Raw genomic sequence first — 20,671 nt, 5'->3', positions numbered from 1 at the left:
ACGTAGGCGAGGAAGGCCAGCTCGGCGACGATCCCGATGGTTATGCGGGCCCAGGTGGGCAGCCCCGAGGGGGTGACGAAGCCTTCTATGGCGCCGGAGACGAACAGGACCAGCGCGAGGCCTATCGCCATGCCCACGGCAGCTCGTCCCTCCTCCGCCAGTGCCGTGCGTCGGGAGCGGGGGCCGGGATCGATCAGGGTCCAGCCGAGACGCAGGCCGGTGCCGGCTGCGACGAAGACCGCCGTGAGTTCGAGGAGGCCGTGCGGGAGCACGAGGCCGAGGAAGGTGTCGAGACGGTCCACCGAGGACATCAGACCGATGCCGATGCCGAGGTTGAGCATGTTCTGGAACAGGATCCAGAGGACCGGGAGGCCCAGGAAGATCCCCAGGACCAGACACAGGGCAGCCGCCTGGGCGTTGTTCGTCCAGACCTGGGCGGCGAAGGATGCCGCGGGATGGCTCGAGTAGTACGTCTCGTACTGGCCGCCGGGGCGGGTGAGCTCGCGCAGTTCACTGGGGGCCGCGATGGAGGACTGCACTTCGGGATGAGTGCCGATCCACCAGCCCAGGAGGGCTGCGACGACGGCGGACAGCAGCGCGGTGGGCACCCACCAGTGCCGCGATCGATATACGGCGGCGGGGAAGCCGTGGGCGAGGAAGCGTGTGACATCGCGCCAGGAGGCACGGCGGGTTCCTGTGACGGCACTACGCGCGCGTGCCACGAGTTGGCTGAGCCGGCCGGTGAGCTGCGGGTCAGGTGCGCTGGACTGGATCAGCGAGAGGTGGGTGGCGGTGCGCTGGTACAGGGCGACGAGTTCGTCCGCTTCGGCGCCGTTGAGGCGGCGCTGGCGCCGGAGCAGGGCGTCGAGGCGGTCCCATTCGGCTCGGTGGGCGGTGACGAAGACGTCGAGGTCCATCGGTTTGCCTGCTCCTCGGCTGATCGTCGGCGGTCCGTCATGAGTGTCAGCTTGTCGTACTGCGACGCGATGCGCCCTCAGCTTGGCAGACTGGCCGTTGACCAGTCGGGTCAGGGGAAGGACAGCAGGCGTGAGTGAGCTCGTGACGGGCGAGGCGGTGGCGCTTGAGCTGCGCCCCGCGAGGCTGCCCAGCAGGGCGTTGGCCGTGCTGATCGATCTGATCGTGGCCGTGGTGGTGTACATCGCCGTGACCGTCGCGCTGGTGGCCGCTTCCGCTTCTTTGGACGACGCGGCCCAGATGGCGCTCTCGATCGCCGCGTTCCTGCTCGTACTGGTGGGAGGCCCGATCGCGGTGGAGACGCTCAGTCATGGGCGATCGCTGGGGAAGCTCGCGGTGGGGCTTCGCGTGGTCCGGGACGACGGCGGGCCCATCCGCTTCCGGCATGCGCTGGTGCGGGGCGCGATCGGTGTGATCGAGATTCTCATGACGTTCGGGGTCGTGGCCTGTATCGCCTCGCTCGTGTCGGCGCGGGGCCGTCGGCTCGGTGACGTGTTCGCTGGGACGCTGGTCGTGCGGGAGCGCATTCCGGTGGGGCCCAGCGGATTCGTGCCGCCGCCTCCGCCCTGGCTGGCCGGCCGGTTCTCCGGGCTCGATCTCTCGGCGGTTCCCGATGGCCTGTGGCTTGCCATCCGTCAGTACCTGACGCGGATGCATCAACTCGACCCGCAGGTCGGCTGGGCCATGGCGGAGCGGCTGGCGTCCGATCTCGCGGCGCATACGGGAACTCCTGCGCCGCAGGATGTGCCGCCGGGCGCGTATCTGGCGGCGGTGGTGCAGGAACGGCAGGCCCGCGAGGCCCGGCGGGCCTACGGCAGCGGTACGACCGTAGCCGGGCCGTCTGCTGCTTCGTGGTCCGGCCCCGCGGCCGGGGTGCAGGGCGGTTACGCGTATCCGGGGGCGCAGCCCACTGCTCCGTTGTCTCCTCAGCCGCCTGTCTCGTACGACGTCGAGGCGGCTCCGGGCGTGGCGCGTCCAGGGGTTCCGGTGGATGGAGTCTCGTCCGGGGAGTCCTCCGAGGGGCCCCGGGCCGCCGTGCCGCCGGAGGGCAGGCCCGCGTCCGGGTTCGCTCCACCGGCGTGATCCCGCGGGCGAACGGATGCCGCTGATGTCAGATACGGGAGCGGACACCCGCTGAGGTCGCTTCAGTCCAGCGGTGGTGCAGGGAACGTCGACGGCGGTGATTCGAGGTCCTCCAGCTCGATCCCGGGGGCCGCGAGGACCACGTCGCCGGCGATGTGCACGGTGTGCTGTTCGCCCGTGTCCAGGGCTGTGACCTGGTATTCCTCCACGGTCAGCGGGCCGTTGTCAGTGGCGTGTGTTTCTCTTTTCAGCAAGGTCCAGGACTGGTCCACGGTGCGCGGGGCGAGGACGGGATCCGTGAAGGCCACAAGGCGTACGCGGGTTGCTGATGCGGAGGGGGTGAGGCGCAGGAGACGGGTGGTGGCGACGAGGAATGCGGGGGATGTGCCGGTGAAGGCGTGGGCGGCGACGTTGCCTTCCGTGGCGTGGGCCCCGGTGGGGTCTGTGCGGACCCAGGTGACGCCGTCGAGAGCGGCACCGCGCACCTGCCAGCTCGCGGCATGCAGTTCGAGGCGGATGGGGCGGCCGAGTTCGTCGAGGGTGAGGTCGACCGAGCCGCTGTGATCGCCCCCGGGGGTGGTCAGTTGGGAGACGTAGCGCCAACCGGACGGGCCGGGGGCGCACTGGAAGTGCTCTTCTGCGAGGGGGGTGTGATCGTGCGGATCGTGGAGCGAATAACGGCCGCGGGGCATGGGGGTCCTGGGTTCTGACGGGCTGTCCGGCCTGACGGTCACACGGCGAGGGGTCACAGGGCCAAAGGGGCAGGCCCCCGACACGGGGGTGCGGGGGCCTGCCTCGGAGGGTCTGCTGCTGTGCCGTACGGCTCAGTAGCGGTAGTGGTCCGGCTTGTACGGGCCGCCGACCTCGACGCCGATGTACGCCGCCTGCTCCGGGCGCAGCTCGGTCAGCTTCACACCGAGCGCGTCCAGGTGGAGGCGGGCGACCTTCTCGTCGAGGTGCTTGGGCAGCACGTAGACGTCGGTCGGGTACTCGTCGGGCTTGGTGAACAGCTCGATCTGGGCCAGGGTCTGGTCCGCGAAGGAGTTGGACATCACGAACGACGGGTGGCCGGTCGCGTTGCCCAGGTTCAGCAGACGGCCCTCCGACAGCACGATGAGCACCTTGCCGTCGGGGAACTTCCAGGTGTGCACCTGCGGCTTGACCTCGTCCTTGACGATGCCCGGGATCTTGGCGAGACCGGCCATGTCGATCTCGTTGTCGAAGTGACCGATGTTCCCGACGATCGCCTGGTGCTTCATCCTGGCCATGTCCGAGGCCATGATGATGTCCTTGTTGCCCGTCGTGGTGACGAAGATGTCGGCCTTGTCGACGACCTCGTCCAGCGTCGTGACCTGGTAGCCGTCCATCGCCGCCTGCAGAGCGCAGATCGGGTCGATCTCGGTGACGATCACGCGGGCGCCCTGGCCGCGCAGGGACTCCGCGCAGCCCTTGCCCACGTCGCCGTAGCCCAGGACGACCGCGGTCTTGCCGCCGATGAGAACGTCGGTGGCGCGGTTGATGCCGTCGATCAGGGAGTGACGGCAGCCGTACTTGTTGTCGAACTTCGACTTGGTGACGGCGTCGTTCACGTTGATCGCCGGGAACAGGAGGACCCCGTCGCGCTGCATCTCGTACAGGCGGTGGACGCCGGTCGTGGTCTCCTCGGTCACGCCGCGGATCTCCGAGGCCAGCTGGGTCCACTTCTGCGAGCCGTCCGTGATGGTGCGGTGCAGGAGTTCGAGGACGCAGCGGTGCTCGTCGGACTCGGCGGTGTCCACGGAGGGAACCTTGCCGGCCTTCTCGTACTCGACGCCCTTGTGGACGAGGAGGGTGGCGTCACCGCCGTCGTCCAGGATCATGTTCGGGCCGCCGGTGGGGGTGTTCGGCCAGGTCAGCGCCTGCTCCGTGCACCACCAGTACTCCTCCAGGGTCTCGCCCTTCCAGGCGAAGACCGGGGACACCCTGGGGGTTGTCCACGGTGCCGTTCGGGCCGACGGCGATGGCGGCGGCCGCGTGGTCCTGGGTGGAGAAGATGTTGCAGGACGCCCAGCGGACCTCGGCGCCCAGGGCGACGAGGGTCTCGATGAGGACGGCGGTCTGCACGGTCATGTGCAGGGAGCCGGTGACGCGGGCGCCGGCGAGCGGCTGCGTCTCGGCGTACTCCTTGCGGATCGACATCAGGCCGGGCATCTCGTGCTCGGCGAGGGTGATCTCCTTGCGGCCGAACTCGGCCAGGGAGAGGTCGGCGACCTTGAAGTCCTGTCGGTTGTCGACAGTCGTCATGTGGTGCTGCTCCTCGGGTTTGGGGCGCGGAAGTACTGCTGGTCTGCGCGGCGGCGGACACAGGGGTGCCCGAAGAGGACACAGGCATGCCCGGTGCGCGCAGCGCAGTCCGTCGGAGGCCCTCTCTCCCTCGGTCGGTCCGCGTGCGGACCGCCCGACCGCCATCAGCAGCGACGTCTGGCTCCGTCCCAAGCTACACCGGTCGGCCGGGGCACCCCAGTCCGCCTCCGCATACATCAGGCCGATCATGGGCGGCCGTCCGGGATGTCGGCGGGGCGCCGTCAGTCGCCCTGACAGGGTGCCGTGACTCAGGTGACAACAGGCCTGAGAACTGCGGAACAGGCGACATCAGACCAGGTCATCCGGGGACTTTTGCTTCTCGGTCGGTCTGGGCAGGTGAGGGAGGATGCGAAGAGATCGGAAGATCTGATCGATCTTGCGGGGCGTCCGGGACGGCGTTTCCGCGGGACAAAGGCGTGAGGAGATCGACGTGACCAGTCCGGCCGGACCTCCCCCCACGGGCGACGGCAGCGAGCAGCAACGGTTGAAGCTGCTCGCGGTGACCGCGTGCCCGACCGGCATCGCCCACACATATATGGCCGCGGAGAAGCTCGCACAGGCCGCTGCGAGCCGTGGCATCGATATGAAGGTGGAGACCCAGGGCTCGATCGGGGCTGAAAATGTCCTGAATGACAACGATGTCAGCAACGCGGACGGCGTCATCATCGCCGCGGACAAGGACGTGGACCTGAGCCGTTTCGTGGGCAAGCGCGTTCTGACCGTGGGGGTGGCGGAAGGGATCCACCACCCTGAGCAGTTGATCGAACGGGTGCGGTCTGCGCCGGTGCACACGGCGGGCGCCACCCCGGCGGCATCGGCATCGGGCGGTGGCAAGGAGCGGAGCGTCGCGTACAAGGCGCTGATGAACGGGGTCAGTTACATGATCCCGTTCGTGGTGGTCGGCGGGCTGCTGATCGCGATCTCGCTCTCGCTCGGCGGGCACACCGATCCGTCCGGGGGCCTGGTCATCCCGAAGGACTCCTTCTGGATGGACATCAACAACATCGGTGTCATCGGCTTCACGCTGATGGTGCCGATCCTGTCCGGATACATCGCCTACGCCATCGGGGACCGGCCCGCCCTCGTGCCCGGCATGATCGGTGGCTGGATCGCGAACACGGGTGACCTGTACGACTCCAAGGCGGGCGCCGGATTCATCGGGGCGATCGTGACCGGCTTCCTCGCCGGGTACCTGGTGCTGTGGATCAAGAAGGTCAAGGTCCCGAAGTTCGTGCAGCCGATCATGCCGATCATCGTGATCCCGATCGTGGCGACCACGGCACTGGGACTGTTCTTCATCTACGTCATCGGGAAGCCGATCTCCTGGGTGTTCGAGCACCTGACCGACTGGCTCAGCGGAATGACGGGCACGAGCGCGATCCTGCTGGGCGCGATTCTGGGGCTCATGATCGCGTTCGACATGGGTGGGCCGGTCAACAAGACGGCCTTCCTGTTCGGCACGGGGCTGATCGCGACCGGCAACCAGACGGTCATGGGCATGTGCGCGGCCGCGATCCCGGTCATGCCGCTCGGACAGGGACTGGCGACCTTGATACGGAAGCGCCTCTACACCGAGCAGGAGCGGGAGACCGGTCTGGCCGCGCTGTTCATGGGCTGTTTCGGCATCTCCGAGGGAGCGATCCCGTTCGCCGCGGCGCGGCCGGCGCAGGTGATTCCGGCCAACATGCTCGGCGGCGCGGTGGCCGGCGCGATCGCCGGTGTCGCCGGGGTCGAGGACGCGGTGCCGCACGGCGGGCCGATCGTGGCGGTGTTGGGCGCGGTGAGCGGGGTGCCGATGTTCTTCGTGGCCGTGTTGATCGGCACCGCGGTCACCGCGCTGACGACGGTCACGTTGGTCGACGTCAGCGAGCGGAGGCGCGAGGGTGCGGCACCGGTGGCCGGACTGGGCGCGGCCGGGCCGCTCGAGCCCGCGCTGGTCGGGGTGGGCGCAGGTGCGGCGGCCGGTGGAGCCGCCGGTGCCGTGGTGGCGCAGCGGGTCGTGGCCTCGTCGAGCGCGTCCGCTGCGGAGGCGTCACCGACCGGGACGCCGAACGTCGGGGGCACCCGTGCGGGCACCGAAGCCGTCGGCACCCCCGCGGCCGAAGCCGACGGCGAAGTCCTCTCCGGCTATCTCACCGAGCAGACCGTGAAGGTCGCCCTCGACGCTCGCGACAAGGAGGCCGCCATCCGGGAGATGGCCGAGCTGCTCGCCCGGACCGGCAAGGTGGCGGACCTGGACGAACTGGTGGCCACCGCCTTGCGGCGGGAGGGGGAGGGAACCACCGGGCTCGGAGAGGAGATCGCGATTCCGCACGCCAAGACGGATGCGGTGACCGCGCCCGTGGTCGGATTCGCGCGGTCCGCCGAGGGCGTCGAGTGGGGTTCGCTGGACGGTACGAAGGCCAGGCTGGTCTTCATGATCTCCGTGCCGGAGGCGGCTGCGGGCGATGAACACCTACGGATCCTGGCGCTGCTGTCGCGCAAACTGATGGACCCCGGGTTCCGGGAGCGGCTCATCGCGGCGCCGGACGAGGGGGCGGTGCTGGAGGTGCTGAGCGAGATCCGGTAGCTGCCGGAGCACCGAGAACCGACGGGGCCCGCCGAGAAAGCCGGCGGGCCCCGTCCTCGTGCAGCAAAAGGCCGTACCGCGACAGAGCCTCAGTGGCCGGCCGTCGGCTGCTGTGCCGGTCCCCCGGGGGTCGCCTCCCGGTCGGCGCCCTTGGCGGCCTCGGTCTCGCTGTAGATGTCCGGCTCCAGGTAGATGACGCGGGCGATCGGGACGGCCTCGCGGATACGGGACTCGGCGGCGTTGATCGCGGAGGCGACCTCGGCGGCCGTGTCGTCGTGCTGGACGGCGATCTTGGCTGCGATGAGCAGTTCCTCGGGACCGAGGTGGAGCGTGCGCATGTGGATGATGCCGGTGACGGTGTGGCCGTCGACGATCGCGGCCTCGATCTTCTGGACCGCCTCGATGCCGGCGGCCTCGCCGAGCAGCAGCGACTTGGTCTCCACCGCCAGGACGAGGGCGATCAGGATGAGCAGGATGCCGATGCAGAGGGTGCCGATGCCGTCCCACACGCCGTCGCCGGTGAGCAGGGCCAGGCCGACGCCGCCGAGGGCGAGGACCAGGCCGACGAGCGCGCCGAGGTCCTCGAGGAGGACGACCGGGAGCTCGGGTGCCTTGGCGCGGCGCACGAACTCCTTCCAGGAGAGGTTGCCGCGCAGCGGGTTGGACTCCTTGATGGCCGTCCGGAAGGAGAAGCTCTCGGCGATGATCGCGAAGACGAGGACGCCCACCGGCCAGTACCAGTGCTCGATCTCGTGAGGGTGCTTGATCTTCTCGTAGCCCTCGTAGACGGCGAACATGCCGCCGACCGAGAAGAGGACGATGGAGACCAGGAAGGCGTAGATGTAGCGCTCGCGGCCGTACCCGAAGGGGTGTTGCGGGGTGGCCTCGCGTTGGGCCTTCTTGCCGCCGAGCAGCAGCAGGAACTGGTTTCCGGAGTCGGCGAGGGAGTGCACGCCCTCGGCGAGCATCGACGAGGAGCCGCTGAACGCGAACGCCACGAACTTCGATGCCGCGATCGCGAGGTTGGCGCCGAGTGCCGCCACGATCGCCTTGGTTCCGCCTGACGCGCTCATCTGCTCGCGTTGTCCCTTCGCCTCAAGTGCCTCTGTGCCCGTCCAGGCCTTTGCCCGTCCTTTGCCGGGGGGCCATTCTTGCAGCATCGCCCGGCACGGACGTCTCAGCCGTCCACAGGCCCGGTCATACGATCACACGTCACGGTCACACGATCACCGTTGCCCGGAAGACCGTGCCCGTGCCGGACACCTCGGCCTTCTCGCCCGCCGGTACGAACACCGACCGGCCGGGGCTCAGTTCGTGTTCCCCGGTTCGCACGGAACCTGCCGTGCAGAGCAGGATCTGCGGGGTCGGGCGGGTCAGGTCGTGGGTGGCGCCGCCTTCGGGAAGGACGTAGCGGGAGAGCCGGAACTCGTCGATGGGGGTCTCGTAGACCTCCTCGCCGTCCGGGGACGCCTCGGGGCGGAGGACGCCGGGGTCGGCGGCCTCGAAGCGGACGATGCGCAGGAGTTCGGGGACGTCGACGTGCTTGGGGGTCAGGCCGCAGCGCAGGACGTTGTCGGAGTTGGCCATGATCTCGACGCCGAGGCCGCTCAGGTAGGCGTGCGGGATGCCTGCGCCGAGGAACAGGGCCTCGCCGGGCTGGAGTCGGACGTGGTTGAGGAGCATCGCGGCGACGACGCCCGGGTCGCCCGGGTAGTGGTGGGCGATGTCGGCGTACGGGGCGTGGTCGCCGCCGAGGCGGGCGCAGGCGGCCGCGGCCTCGGTGACCGTGTGGGCCATCTCCGCGCGGTCGGCGGTCAGGACGGCCGTCAGGACCTCCCGCAGGGCCGCCTCCTCGGGGCGGGCGTGCAGGAGGTCGACGTAGGGCTTGAGGGAGTCGACGCCGAGCGCGTCGAGCAACTCGGCCGCGCGCGCGGGCTCACGGAAGCCGCACAGGCCGTCGAACTCGGTGAGCGCGCAGATCAGTTCGGGCTTGTGGTTGGCGTCCTTGTAGTTGCGGTGGCCCGCGTCAACGGGGATGCCGCGGCGCACCTCGTCGTCGTAACCCTCTTTCGCCTGGGCGAGGTCGGGGTGCACCTGGAGGGAGAGCGGGGCGCCCGCGGCAAGGATCTTGAGCAGGAAGGGCAGCCGGGGGCCGAACTTGGCGACGGCCTCGGCGCCGAGTTCCTTCGCCGGGTCTGCGGCGATGACCTCGACGAGCGTGCCCCGGCCGGTGCGTGAGGGGGCTCCCGGGTGGGCGCCCATCCACAGCTCCGCCTGCGGTTCACCGGTCGCGCGGACGCCGAGGAGTTCGGGGATGGCGGTGGTGGAACCCCAGGCGTAGGGGCGGATGGTGTTGTCGAGGCGGTCCATCAGGCTCTTTCTGTACGTACGGCGATCAGGGCGTCCTGGGCAACGTCAGGCCCCCGAGGCGAGCGCCAGGTAAACGGCGGCGAAATCCGTGACGGCGATCAGTTCCGCGAGGGTCTCGATCTCGCCGCCGGACTCGGGCTCCAGCTCGCTGATCGGCGTGTCGTGGCTGAGGGCCAGGTCACGGGCGGCCGGAGCGGCGCTGAGACCGCCGATGGGCCGGTCGCGAAGGAGCACCACGCGCGCGTGCAGCGCGGGAGCTTCCTCGACGCGGTCGCGGAAGAAGTCGTCCGGGTCGGCGCTGGCGGCCAGCGGCCCGGCGAGCAGCGTGCTGTGCGCGGCGAGGGCCTCGGGAAGTTCGGAGATCACGGCGGGGCGGCCGGAGAGCTCGGCGAGAGCGGCGGCGAAACGGCGGCCCGCGGGCCCTGCGGAGGTGCCCTCGGTCCAGATCACCGGGAGCGCGTCGAAGAGTTCGGCGGCGAGGGTCTTGGCCGGGTTGCTGTAGGTCGCGATGGCGGGGCCACAGCGCTCGGCGATCTGGTCGAGGCGGTCTGCGATCTTCTCGAGCGTGTCGGGCGGGGCGGTGAGCAGGCCGGCGCGGTCGAGGATCGCGAGCAGCGGTGTGAGCAGGGCCCACAGGACGCCGGGGGCGGATGCGGTGAGGGGTGTGGCCTGCTCGTACGGGGCCGTGGCCATGGGCACGAACATGCCGTGTGCGCCCTCGACCGCCTCGCTGAGCGGTGTGCGGCCGGGCGCCACCGCGACGACCGTGCAGCCGCGCCGGTAGGCCTGGTCGGCGAGCAGGGACAGGCCCGGTTCGGTGCCGTCGGGAGTGGCGATCAGAAGCAGGTCGACCGAGCCCGCCCAGCCGGGGAGTTCCCAGCGCAGGGCGCCCGCGGCGGGGGCGACTCCGGTGGGGGCGAGGCGGGTGACGGGGCTGCCGGCGCCGGCGAGTGTGCCGAGGAGGTCGGCGGCGCAGGTGGCGGCGGCGCCGGGTCCTGCGATGAGGACGGCACGGGGGCGGCCGTCGGGCTTGAGGTCGTTCACCCCCGCCTCGGCGGCGTGCCGGGCTGCCGTGCGGACGCGGGCGCCGGCCTCCGCGGCGCCGCGGAGCAGGCCTCGGCGGTCGGCCTCCGAGAGGGCCTCGGGGGTGTCTAGCAGCGATTCGTCGAGCATGGGGCGGCAGCCTCCGATCGCCGGGTCTCCGGGGACGCCGGGTTGTCGCTTCGCCGGGTCGTCGGTCGCGCGGGTCCGGGACTCCGGTGGTCGCTGTGTCGTTGTCGCTCTTACGGCAGCTGGGTCGCTGTCTCGCCTACGGCGGCAGCGGGGACGTCACGCGGGGCGGCGGGCCTCGTCGACGAGGAGGACGGGGATGCCGTCGCGGACCGGGTATGCCAGGCCGCAGTCCTGGCCGGTGCAGATCAGCTCGGTGTCCTGCTCCTTGAGGGGGGCGTGACAGGCCGGGCAGGCGAGGATCTCCAGGAGGCCGGCTTCGAGCGGCATGGGGGTTCCCTTCGGGGGCGGACGGCTGCATGTGCGGATGTGCCTGGTCAGGGTACCGCCGGGGAGAGGGGGGCGCCGGGGTTGGGGCGAGGTCGGCGGGTGGGGGTTCCCGTCGCGGTTTTTACGCCGGGGCCCGAGCCGCGACTTGGTCGTTCGCCCCGCCACCTCGCCCCCGGCAGCCGCGTTCCGTCAGGCTCTGATGATCGCCAGTACCTCGTCGCGTATCTTCGCCGTCGTCGCCTCGTCCCTCGCCTCCGCGTTGAGGCGCAGGAGGGGTTCCGTGTTGGAGGGGCGGACGTTGAACCACCAGTCGGGGGTGGTGACCGTGAGGCCGTCGAGCTCGTCGAGCTGTACGCCCTCCTGGCCCTCGTAGGCCGCCTTGATCGCGGCCAGGCGGTCCGTCTGGTCGGCGACCGTGGAGTTGATCTCGCCGGAGCCGACGTAACGGTCGTACTGGGCCACCAGGGACGAGAGCGGGTCTTCCTGGCCGCCCAGTGCGGCCAGGACGTGGAGGGCCGCCAGCATGCCCGTGTCCGCGTTCCAGAAGTCCTTGAAGTAGTAGTGCGCCGAGTGCTCGCCGCCGAAGATCGCGCCGGTCCTCGCCATCTCGGCCTTGATGAAGGAGTGGCCCACGCGCGTGCGTACCGGTGTGCCGCCGTTCTCCTTGACGACCTCCGGGACCGACCAGGAGGTGATCAGGTTGTGGATGACCGTGCCCTTGCCGCCGTGCCTGGCGAGCTCGCGGGAGGCCACCAGGGCGGTGATGGCGGACGGGGAGACCGGGTTTCCGCGCTCGTCGACGACGAAGCAGCGGTCGGCGTCGCCGTCGAAGGCTATGCCGAGGTCGGCCCCCTCCTCGCGGACCCGCTTCTGGAGGTCGACGATGTTCGCCGGGTCGAGGGGGTTGGCCTCGTGGTTCGGGAACGTGCCGTCCAGTTCGAAGTACATCGGGACGACGTCCAGGGGCAGGCCCGCGAACACCGTCGGCACGGTGTGGCCGCCCATGCCGTTGCCCGCGTCCACGACGACCTTCAGGGGGCGGATGGAGGTCAGGTCGACGAGGGAGCGCAGGTGGGCCGCGTAGTCGTCCAGCGTGTCCCGCTGCGTGATCGTGCCGGTCCCCGCGGCCGCTTCCGGGGCGCCCGCCTCGCTCCACCGCTCGACCAGTTCGCGGATCTCGGCGAGGCCGGTGTCCTGGCCGACCGGGGCCGCGCCCGCACGGGACATCTTGATGCCGTTGTACTGGGCGGGGTTGTGGGAGGCCGTGAACATCGCGCCCGGCAGGTTCAGCGCGCCGGAGGCGTAGTACAGCTGGTCGGTCGAGCACAGGCCGATCTCGGTGACGTCCACGCCGCGGGCGGCCGCTCCGCGCGCGAAGGCCCGCGACAGACCCGGGGACGTGGGCCGCATGTCGTGGCCGGTCACGATCGCGCTCGCCCCGGTCACCTGGACGAAGGCGGCACCGAAGAGCTCGGCCAGCGTCTCGTCCCACTGGTCGGGAACGACTCCCCGCACGTCGTACGCCTTCACGAGCTGTGACAGATCAGCCACGGCCAACCCTTCTGAAAGTCCTGTCGGTCACCACAAACTACCCGTAGCCACTGACAGCGGGTTGTGCGGGAGCCAAGTGGACTCCGAGCCGTTACCTGAGGTCAGACGGCGTCGACGGGGTCAGGGAAGCATCCAGCCCAGGACCGGTGAGCTCTGTCCGACCACGATCAGGCACATCACCAGCAGCAGTCCGAGGCTCCAGGGCAGCACCTTGCGCAGCAGGTCCCCCTCACGGCCCGCGAGCCCGACGGCCGCGCAGGCGATGGTGAGGTTCTGTGGCGAGATCATCTTGCCGAGCACCCCGCCCGAGCTGTTGGCGGCGGCCAGCAGCTCCGGGGAGAGCCCGGACTCCCGCGCGGCGGTCACCTGCAACGCCCCGAACAGCGCGTTGGCCGAGGTGTCGGAACCGGAGACGGCCACTCCGAACCAGCCGAGGACCGGCGACAGGAAGGCCAGTCCGGCGCCCGCGGCCGCTACGAAGTGGCCGATGGTGGCGGCCTGTCCGGAGAGGTTCATGACGTACGCGAGCGCCAGCACGGACGTCACGGTCAGGATCGCGAACCTCAACTCATGGACGGTCGCCGCCCATTCACGGACCGCCACGCGCGCGTGCACGCCGAGCACGAGGGCTGTCAGGATCCCCGCGAGCAGCACGAGGCTGCCGCCGGTGGAGACGATCGGCCAGGTGAAGACGTTGCCGCCGACCGGATCCCCGTCGGGACTCACGACGTTGAGGAAGGGCCAGTCGTACATCCGGGTCGCCTTCGCCAGCCAGTCCTTGACGGCCGGTACCTGCGCGACGGAGAAGATCACGACGATCAGCGCGTATGGGGCGTAGGCGCGCAGGACTTCACCGCGCGGGTCCGTCTCGTCGAGGTCCTCGCTGCGCGCGCCGGTCAGCACGGACGCGCGTACGGACTCGTCGGCCGGTACGCGCGCGTGCGGTACGGCGACCAGGGCACCCGCGCCGGCCAAGGCGGCCCCGATGTCGGCGAGTTGCGCGGAGACGTAGTTGGAGGCCGCGAACTGGGCGACGGCGAAGGCGACTCCGCAGACCAGTGCGGGCACCCAGGTCTCGCGCAGGCCCCGTCTGCCGTCGACCAGGAAGACCAGCACCAGAGGCACCACGAGGGCCAGCAGAGGCGTCTGACGGCCCACCACGGACGCCACGTCGTCCAACGGCAGCCCGGTGACCTGCGCGAGTGTCACGACCGGTGTGCCCATCGCGCCGAAGGCCACCGGGGCGGTGTTGGCGACCAGCGCGACAACCGCCGCGCGCACCGGGTCGAAGCCGAGGGCGACGAGCATGACCGAGCAGATCGCGACCGGTGCGCCGAACCCGGCGAGGGCCTCCAGGAGCGCGCCGAAGCAGAAGGCGACGACGAGGGCCTGGATGCGCGGGTCGTCGGACAGCCTCCCGAAGGAGCGGCGCAGGATGTCGAAGTGCCGGGTGCGGACGGTCATCCGGTACACCCACAGGGCGTTGACGACGATCCACAGGATGGGGAAGAGCCCGAAGGCGGCCCCCTGCGCGGCACTGGAGACGGTCTGGCCCAGCGGCATGCCATAGGCGAGCCAGGCGACCAGAGCGGCCGCCAGGAGGCCTGTGAGGCCCGCCAGGTGCGCCTTCATGCGGACGCCGCCGAGCAGAACGAGGACGATCAGCAGGGGCAGGGCCGCGACGAGGGCGGACAGCCCGAGCGAGTCGGCGACGGGTTCGAGTTCCTGGACGTACACGGGCGCCTCCCCCGATTCCGTCAGGCGGAAAGCGATTTCTCACTTCTGCTTAACGGAATGGTCGTGTCCGCGCCAAGTTCACGTCAATGGGGCGTGCGTGGGTCAGCGAGCGAAAAGCGCGCCGAACGCGCCTGGAAGACGGGTCAGTTGTCGGGAGAGCGCAGTACCCGCAGATGACCGCGGCGTGCGACCTCCATCGGGTCGGCCGCGCGAGCTCCGCCGGCTTCGGCGGCGCGCTCCTGCGGACGGGCCGCTTCGCGCACTGCGTTGGCAAGCGCTTCCAGGTCGTCCCCGCTGGGCCGGGCCGGGGCCGAGGCGTCGAGGAGCCTGACGACCTCCCAGCCTCGTGGGGCGGTGAGGCGCTCGGAGTGCTCGGCGCACAGGTCGTAGCAGTGGGGTTCGGCGTAGGTGGCGAGCGGGCCGAGGACCGCGGTCGAGTCGGCGTAGACGTACGTCAGCGTCGCGACGGCGGGACGGCCGCAAGCGGTGCGCGAACAGCGACGTACAGGGCTCACGACGTTGGACGGTACCGCACTCTTGAACGGGCCGCGACGACTCTCCCCCAGGTCACCCCACCGTGTCGTGCTGTGAAACGTCCCACACGGCACTCCCGTCACACCGCGATGACCTGCGCGGACACCCGCTTTCGAGGGGCCGAACACACCTGAAACCGATCACCAGTTGGCGCAAACCATGTCAATTGCCCCAGATCGGCGGTCTCGGAGAGATACGGATTCGAGCCCAACCTTGGCTGGATTGGTCAACTGCCGACATGCCGTACGGGGCGGCCGTACGCCGTTTCGGACCGCGTCCGGGGTACCGCGTGGGCGGCGCACGCGGGGGTGCGGCGAGGATTACCCTTCACCAGTGATGGACAACCCTGTACCGCCCCGCGCCACCGGCCCCGGGCCCCGCCGCCGTGATCGCCACGGACGGGGCATGCGCGGCCCGATCGCCCCGCCGCAGGTGCCTCTCGCCGCGAGTCGAGCCGAGGCGTTCGCGGACCTGGTGCAGGACTCCGTGGAGCGCCTGGAGCGGCGCTGGCCACAGCTCGCCGACATCGATTTCCTGGTCCTGGAGGTGCCTCGGCTGGACGGACAGTCCTGGAACGACGAGGCGGTGCCGCTGGGCGGGACGATTGCGGCGCGTGAGGGACGCCCCGCGCGCGTGGTGGTCTACCGGCGGCCGGTGGAGATCCGCACCAAGGGGCGTGACGAGCGGGCGGCGCTGGTGCACGAGATCGTCGTGGAGCAGGTGGCCGAGCTGCTGGGGCTCACTCCGGAGACCGTGGATCCGCGGTACGGCGAGGACTGAACCGCCCGCGGATCATCCCGGGCTACTTCTGCAGCACCGACAGGTCCTGGTCCGCCTCCGGCACCGCCACCCATGCCCCGGTCGTCCGGGAGGGCCTGGATGGTGAAGCCCGGCACTCCGTCCGTGGTGGCCGTCAGGGTGCGGGCGCCGTAGACCGGGCCTCCCGAGACATGCTCGACCGTGAGGGCGTAGGTGCCCTTGAGGCCGGTCGGGGTGGGGGCTGCCACGTTCTCCGTGGTGCCCGCCTTGAGGGTGAACGTCTTCGTCACGGCCTCACCGCCCTCGCTGCCCGCCGAGGCCGTGACCTTGACGGTGGCCGCTCGGGTGGGGGCGGTCAGCGAGAGCGTGGTGCCCTTGGCGCTGTTGTCGGCGACCGTCGCGCGCGTGCCGACCGGACGCGTGGCCGGGATGAAGGCCGTCTCCTGGTCGTCGCCCTTGCCGCGGACGACCCGCAGGGCGGCGACCACCGGCACGGATGTGTCGGTGGGGGTCAGGACCAGCGAACCGGCCTCCCCGCGGGTGACGTCGCCGAGGTCGGCGGAGGTGGTCATGCCCGCCTTCACGTGCAGCGTCTCGTTCCCGGCGGGGGTGATCAGGCCGGTGGGGGACGCGAGCTGCACCTTCAGGTCGGCGTCGGAGTCACTGGGCGTGAAGGCGACCAGGCGCACGGCGGTGGCGTCCTTCGGGATGCCGGGCAGCACCAGGCTGCCGGACGGGTCCGTCGACGCGGCCAGCCAGTCGCCGCCGAGCTTGTCGTCCAGCGCCTGCACGGCCGCGCCCACGCGCCCGCTGCGGACGTTTACATGGACGGTGAGGTTCTCCTGCTTCTCCTCGGTGAGCGTGGACAGCAGGATCGGGTCGCTGGAGTGCGGCGCGACGGTGATGCCCTCCCCCAGCGTGGAGTCAAGGGCGCCGTCCTTGCCGTAGAGCTCGATGTCGACGACGGCGGCGGAGTCGTCGGGGTTGGTCAGATGGACGTAGTCGGTGCGGTCGGCGGCGGTGCTCGCGCCCGGGAACCAGAACTCGGTGTCGGGGGCGGAGCAGTTGACACCCTGCAGCCCGCGTCCGGAGCCCGCGGCGACCTTCGTGGTCTCCTGGACGGTCCAGCCGGGCGCGAACTTCCCCTCGGCGGTGCCGACGAGGGCCTGCGCGTCGCCGCCGGAGGTCTCCCCGGTGGCGGGCCTGCCGGGCTCCTCGGGCTTGAGGACCGGCTTGCCGGCCTTCTTGCCCGCGCTCTTGCCGTCCGACTCCTCGGCGGCCGCCCGGAGTTCGCCCTTGCCGCCGCTGTCCGCACCCTTGGTGACGGGCGTGAAGGACGTGTACGACGTCTCCGCGATGTCGGAGGTGCTGGGCGCCGGGCACAGCAGGCTGGTGCGCTCCACGGGCAGCTCGGCGGCCGTCCTGGCGGTGCCGGCGGCCTGCGGTGAGCTGAGCGTGGCGAACCCGGTGACGGCGGCGAGCGCGGCGGTGCCGGCGAGGAGGGACACGGTGGTGCGGTTCACTGCTGACTCCCGTCGGGACGCTCACTGCCGGTGGCGTCCGGGTGCTGCTGCGCCGGGTCGTACGCGGGGTCGTAGCCCTGGTCGTACTGCTGCTCGAACTGGCCGCCGTACGTCGTCTGGTCGTACGACGCCTGCTGGTTCTGGCCGCCGTAGGCGTACGGGTCGTACTGGCCGCCCTGGTAGGGGTCCGCCTGGTACGGCTGCTGGTCGTAGCCGCCCGTCGGGTACTGCTGGGCGGTGCCCTGGTACTGCTCGCCGCCGTAGGTGCCGTACTCGGCGTTCGCGTAGGTCGGGGCGTCCCAGTCGCCGTAGGACTGCTGCTGCGGGACCGCGGCGGGGGCCTCCTGCGGAGGCGGGGGGAGGTCCTCGGGGCGCGCGGCCTCCTCGGCCTGGGCACGCAGACGGCGGGCGCGGCGGCCCTCGCCCGCCACGGCCTGGGCGGGGATCGACGGCTCCTCGGGAAGGTCGTCGTCGACGTCGCGGCGGCGGCCGGGCAGGGCCATGACCACGAGGACGACGGCGAGGAAGCCCTGGATCCACAGCCAGAGCGTGTGGGTGAAGGGATCGTCGAAGGTGACGTCCAGCTTGCCGCCGGAGGCGGGCAGCTCGAAGCCCTGGGCCCAGCCGTCGACGGTGGTGCGGGTCAGCGGCCTGCCGTCCAGGGTGGCGGTCCAGCCCTCGTCGGCGGTGTCGGCGAGGCGCAGGATCCTGCCGTCGGCGCCGGCCGGGACCGTGGTGTGGATGTCCACGGGGCCCGCGGCCACGGGCTGCGCGGTACCGGATCCGGACTTGGCGACGACGGTGGCGCGCGCGACCTCCTGGTCGACCCGCCACAGTCCGCTGCCGTCCTGCTGGCTGAGCCGGGTCAGGCCGGGCGTGGCGTCCAGCACGCGCGTGACCTCGCGGGGCGCGCCCTTGTGGACGAGGACGTAGCGCACGGCGAAGCCGCCGAGCTGGTTCGCCTGGTCGGCGCCGGAGCCGGCGACGAGGTTCGCGACGACCTTGTCCAGCTTGTCGTTCTCACCGTCGGCCGCCGCGAGTTCGGCGTCGCCGAGGCGGGCGCCGGAGCCGCGCACCAGCATGTAGCCGACGTGCGCCGCGGAGTCGCTGTCGAGGACGAGGGTGCGGGCCTGGTCGCGGGTGCCGCTCTCCTCGGCGACGAACGCGGGCACCTGTACGGGGTCGCGGCGCTCCAGCGGTCCGTCGGCGCCGCCGATCATCCAGCCCGCGGCGACGAGCAGCGGGCCCGCGGCGGAGGCGAAGGCGATCAGGGCGGCGACCGGCTGGCGCCAGCCGAAGCTCTGCTCGGCCACGCGTGCGCGTGCCCCGTCGGCGCCGAGCATGGCGGCGGCCAGCAGGGCGAGGCCGTAGACCAGGGTGGCGGGGCCCGCCCACGTCGAGTCGTTGGACAGGACCGCGAAGACGAGGCCCACCAGGGCCACCGCCCAGGCCGTCCAGATGCCGAACTGGCGCTCGGTCCGCAGCAGGGCGGCCAGGGCCGCCAGCACCACGCCGATGAGCATCAGCCCGTCGACCGTGCCGGGGCCGCCGGGGCTTGCGCCGAGCAGGTCGAGGGCGGAGGCGGCCGAGGAGCCGTACTCGAGGCCCGCCTGCTCGAAGAAGCCGAACGGGAGCAGCGTCAGCGACCAGGGGGCGAGGACCAGCAGGGGGGTGCCGAACTGGGCCAGGAAGCGCAGGCCGTAGGCGGTGATGTCGGTGCGGCGCACGACCAGCAGGCCGATGCCGAGGATCAGCGCGATCGGCCAGATGATCGGCGTGAACGCGGTGGTGATCGTGAGCATGAGCGCGAACGCCCAGGTGGCGCGCCAGCTGCCGCGCGTGCCCGTGGTGTTCGTCAGGCCGCCGGCCACGACGCCCGCGCGCGCGATGAGCGGCAGCAGGACGGCGAGGACGGCGGTGCCGACACGGCCGCCGGCGAGGGCGCCGGTGGCGGCGGGCAGGAAGGCGTAGACGACTGCCCCCCACGCGCGCAGGAGGCGGGACTCGACGAGCGGGCGGGAGGCGAAGTAGGCCGTGAAGCCGGCCAGCGGCACCGAGCAGACCAGCAGGACCGTCAGTGCGAGACCGGTCGAGCCGAACAGTACGGAGGACAGCGCGGCGATGATCGCCAGATACGGCGGCGCGGACGGGGTGCCGCCGGCGCCCACCGCGTGCCACGCGTCCGTGTAGCGCGACCACAGCTCGCTCGCGTCGGCCGGGGCGGGCAGCAGGGCGCCGCCCGCGAGCGCGCCGCCGCCCAGGAGGTTGCGGCAGGCGATCAGGGCGACGAGCAGCAGCGCCAGGAAGAGCACCGGTCCTGGCTTGCGGGCGACGCGCTTGAGGCGGGCGAACTGCTCGATCTCCAGGAAGTCCGCGTCGTCGCCGCCGGGCCCGGACTCGATGCCGCCGCCATGGCGTCCGGCCGCGGAGGCCTCGGCGTCGGAGCCGCCGAAGAAGTTGCCCGCGACCTGTTCCACGGTGGCCCGGACGGTCGCGCCGGGCGGCGGGAACAGCTGCCTGAGCTCGTCCTTGTCGACGACCGGCGTGCCCCGCTTGCTCCGCCCGGCAATGATCCGCTCGGGCCGCAGCAGGGTGCCGAGGAGGCCGCGGATCTCGTCGAGAGCCTGTCCGGGCACCTTGCCGACGAGGTAGGCGACGGTCCGCAGCGCTGTGCCCAGGACCAGGCGCACGAGCACCCAGGGCAACGCGGCCGTACGCGTGTTGACGAGCAGGGTGTAGGCGGCGCCCGCCTTGTCGACCTTGTGCGGGGACGCGGTGGTGCGGCCCGCGCAGTCGACGGTACGGCGCTCCCGGGAGGCCGCCTCGGCATGGCGTACGACGGCTTCGGGGGCGATGAGGACGCGGTGGCCGGCGGCCTGAGCACGCCAGCACAGGTCGACGTCGTCACGCATGAGGGGCAGGCGCCGGTCGAAGCCGCCGAGCTGCTCGAACAGGTCGCGGCGGATCAGCATGCCCGCGGTGGACACGGACAGCACGGACCGGACGTGGTCGTGCTGGCCCTGGTCCTGTTCGCGGCGGTCCAGGCCCGTCCAGCGGCGGCCGGAGTTGGCGATGGAGACGCCGACCTCCAGGAGCTGCCGCTTGTCGTACCAGCCGCGGAGCTTGGGGCCCACGACGGCGACGTCGTCCCGGCCGAGCTCCAGTTCGTTCTCCACGACGCGCAGCAGCTGGGCCAGGGCGTCGGGCTCGGGGGCGCAGTCGTCGTGCAGCAGCCAGAGCCACTGGACCGGCTCGCCGTGCGGCAGCTCCGGCAGGTCGTAGGCGTCGTCGCGCCACGTGCGCGTGACCGGGTCCCAGCCGCTGGGCCGCTTCAGATACGGCAGCTGGTCCGGCGTCAGGACGGGAGCGGTGCGGGCGGCCTCCTCGACGGCCTGGCCGAAGCCGGTGCGCCGGGCGAGGTGCAGGACCCGGTCGGCCCCGAGAGCGTCGGTGACCAGCTGGGCGGAGTCGTCCGCGCTGCCGGTGTCGGCGGCCATGGCGAACTGCACGGGGCGCTCCTGGCCGAGCAGCCCGGCGAGCGCGTCGGGCAGCCAGCGGGCGCCGTCGTGGGAGACGAGCACCGCGGTCACCACATGACGCGGGAACTCAGGAGTGGCAGCGTGGTCTTGGGCTGCCGTGTGGCTGTGCACGGACATCGAGGTACGGGCCCCGGTTCGGTGGACTGCGGTGGGCGCCTGTGCCCTGAGGGGGCGGCGAGGCGTCTCGG

13 protein-coding genes and 2 pseudogenes (1 of these 15 cut by a window edge) are annotated in these 20,671 nt (G+C 71.4%); 3 read left to right on the top strand and 12 right to left on the bottom strand.

The features are described from left to right. Nucleotides 1-917 carry the 5' portion of a stage II sporulation protein M gene (locus tag M2157_RS29000; protein ID WP_280866639.1) on the bottom strand. It extends 91 nt beyond the left edge of the window, so 917 of the gene's 1,008 nt are visible here — the first part of the coding sequence; its start codon is at nucleotides 915-917; the stop codon falls past the left edge of the window. A gap of 130 nt (nucleotides 918-1,047) precedes the next feature. On the opposite strand from M2157_RS29000, the gene M2157_RS28995 reads away from it, so the two are divergent. Then, nucleotides 1,048-2,058 (top strand): RDD family protein, encoded by a 1,011-nt coding sequence (locus M2157_RS28995; RefSeq protein WP_280858060.1) that lies wholly within the window; start codon nucleotides 1,048-1,050, stop codon nucleotides 2,056-2,058. A 62-nt stretch (nucleotides 2,059-2,120) separates the two neighbouring features. On the opposite strand, the gene M2157_RS28990 is transcribed toward M2157_RS28995, so the two are convergent. Together M2157_RS28990 and ahcY are read right to left on the bottom strand one after the other, a co-directional pair. Continuing rightward, nucleotides 2,121-2,750, bottom strand: a complete 630-nt coding sequence (locus M2157_RS28990; protein ID WP_280858061.1) for a hypothetical protein — start codon at nucleotides 2,748-2,750, stop codon at nucleotides 2,121-2,123. A gap of 132 nt (nucleotides 2,751-2,882) precedes the next feature. Then, nucleotides 2,883-4,341 (bottom strand): annotated as a pseudogene (gene ahcY, locus M2157_RS28985) (adenosylhomocysteinase). 490 nt (nucleotides 4,342-4,831) lie between these two features. Between ahcY and M2157_RS28980 the strand changes: the two are divergent. Continuing rightward, nucleotides 4,832-6,970 (top strand): fructose-specific PTS transporter subunit EIIC, encoded by a 2,139-nt coding sequence (locus M2157_RS28980; RefSeq protein ID WP_280866638.1) that lies wholly within the window; start codon nucleotides 4,832-4,834, stop codon nucleotides 6,968-6,970. Between the two features lie 89 nt (nucleotides 6,971-7,059). On the opposite strand, the gene M2157_RS28975 is transcribed toward M2157_RS28980, so the two are convergent. The 7 genes from M2157_RS28975 to M2157_RS28945 form a co-directional block, all read right to left on the bottom strand. After that, nucleotides 7,060-8,043 (bottom strand): cation diffusion facilitator family transporter, encoded by a 984-nt coding sequence (locus tag M2157_RS28975; protein ID WP_280858064.1) that lies wholly within the window; start codon nucleotides 8,041-8,043, stop codon nucleotides 7,060-7,062. Nucleotides 8,044-8,188: 145 nt separating this feature from the next. Further along, a complete protein-coding gene (manA, locus tag M2157_RS28970; protein ID WP_280866637.1) occupies nucleotides 8,189-9,340 on the bottom strand; it encodes a mannose-6-phosphate isomerase, class I in 1,152 nt (383 codons plus the stop codon). 45 nt (nucleotides 9,341-9,385) lie between these two features. After that, complete coding sequence (locus M2157_RS28965; RefSeq protein ID WP_280858066.1) at nucleotides 9,386-10,513, bottom strand: SIS domain-containing protein; 1,128 nt, start codon at nucleotides 10,511-10,513, stop codon at nucleotides 9,386-9,388. Between the two features lie 156 nt (nucleotides 10,514-10,669). Then, nucleotides 10,670-10,840: a Trm112 family protein gene (locus M2157_RS28960; protein WP_007382472.1), complete on the bottom strand. Its 171-nt coding sequence runs from the start codon at nucleotides 10,838-10,840 to the stop codon at nucleotides 10,670-10,672. A 189-nt stretch (nucleotides 10,841-11,029) separates the two neighbouring features. After that, on the bottom strand, nucleotides 11,030-12,397 hold the full coding sequence (locus tag M2157_RS28955) for a phosphomannomutase/phosphoglucomutase (RefSeq protein WP_280858067.1): 1,368 nt from the start codon (nucleotides 12,395-12,397) through the stop codon (nucleotides 11,030-11,032). Between the two features lie 114 nt (nucleotides 12,398-12,511). Next, entirely contained in the window at nucleotides 12,512-14,128 is a 1,617-nt protein-coding gene (locus tag M2157_RS28950) for an L-lactate permease (RefSeq protein ID WP_280866635.1), read from the bottom strand. A gap of 143 nt (nucleotides 14,129-14,271) precedes the next feature. Beyond that, nucleotides 14,272-14,643, bottom strand: coding sequence for a DUF3499 domain-containing protein (locus tag M2157_RS28945; protein ID WP_280858068.1), 372 nt, complete (start codon nucleotides 14,641-14,643; stop codon nucleotides 14,272-14,274). A 355-nt stretch (nucleotides 14,644-14,998) separates the two neighbouring features. Between M2157_RS28945 and M2157_RS28940 the strand changes: the two genes are divergently transcribed. Beyond that, nucleotides 14,999-15,442 (top strand): metallopeptidase family protein, encoded by a 444-nt coding sequence (locus M2157_RS28940; protein ID WP_280858069.1) that lies wholly within the window; start codon nucleotides 14,999-15,001, stop codon nucleotides 15,440-15,442. 22 nt (nucleotides 15,443-15,464) lie between these two features. On the opposite strand, the pseudogene M2157_RS28935 reads toward M2157_RS28940, so the two are convergent. Next, nucleotides 15,465-16,944 (bottom strand): annotated as a pseudogene (locus M2157_RS28935) (DUF5719 family protein). Then, nucleotides 16,941-20,600: a glycosyltransferase gene (locus M2157_RS28930; protein ID WP_280866634.1), complete on the bottom strand. Its 3,660-nt coding sequence runs from the start codon at nucleotides 20,598-20,600 to the stop codon at nucleotides 16,941-16,943. The pseudogene M2157_RS28935 and the gene M2157_RS28930 overlap by 4 nt, the downstream one beginning before the upstream one ends. Nucleotides 20,601-20,671: the final 71 nt, after the last annotated feature.

This window comes from Streptomyces sp. SAI-127 (assembly GCF_029894425.1).
In the GTDB taxonomy this organism is placed as follows: domain Bacteria; phylum Actinomycetota; class Actinomycetes; order Streptomycetales; family Streptomycetaceae; genus Streptomyces.
Note: the sequence above shows the minus strand (reverse complement) of the source record. Positions and strands in the feature narration are given on the sequence as shown.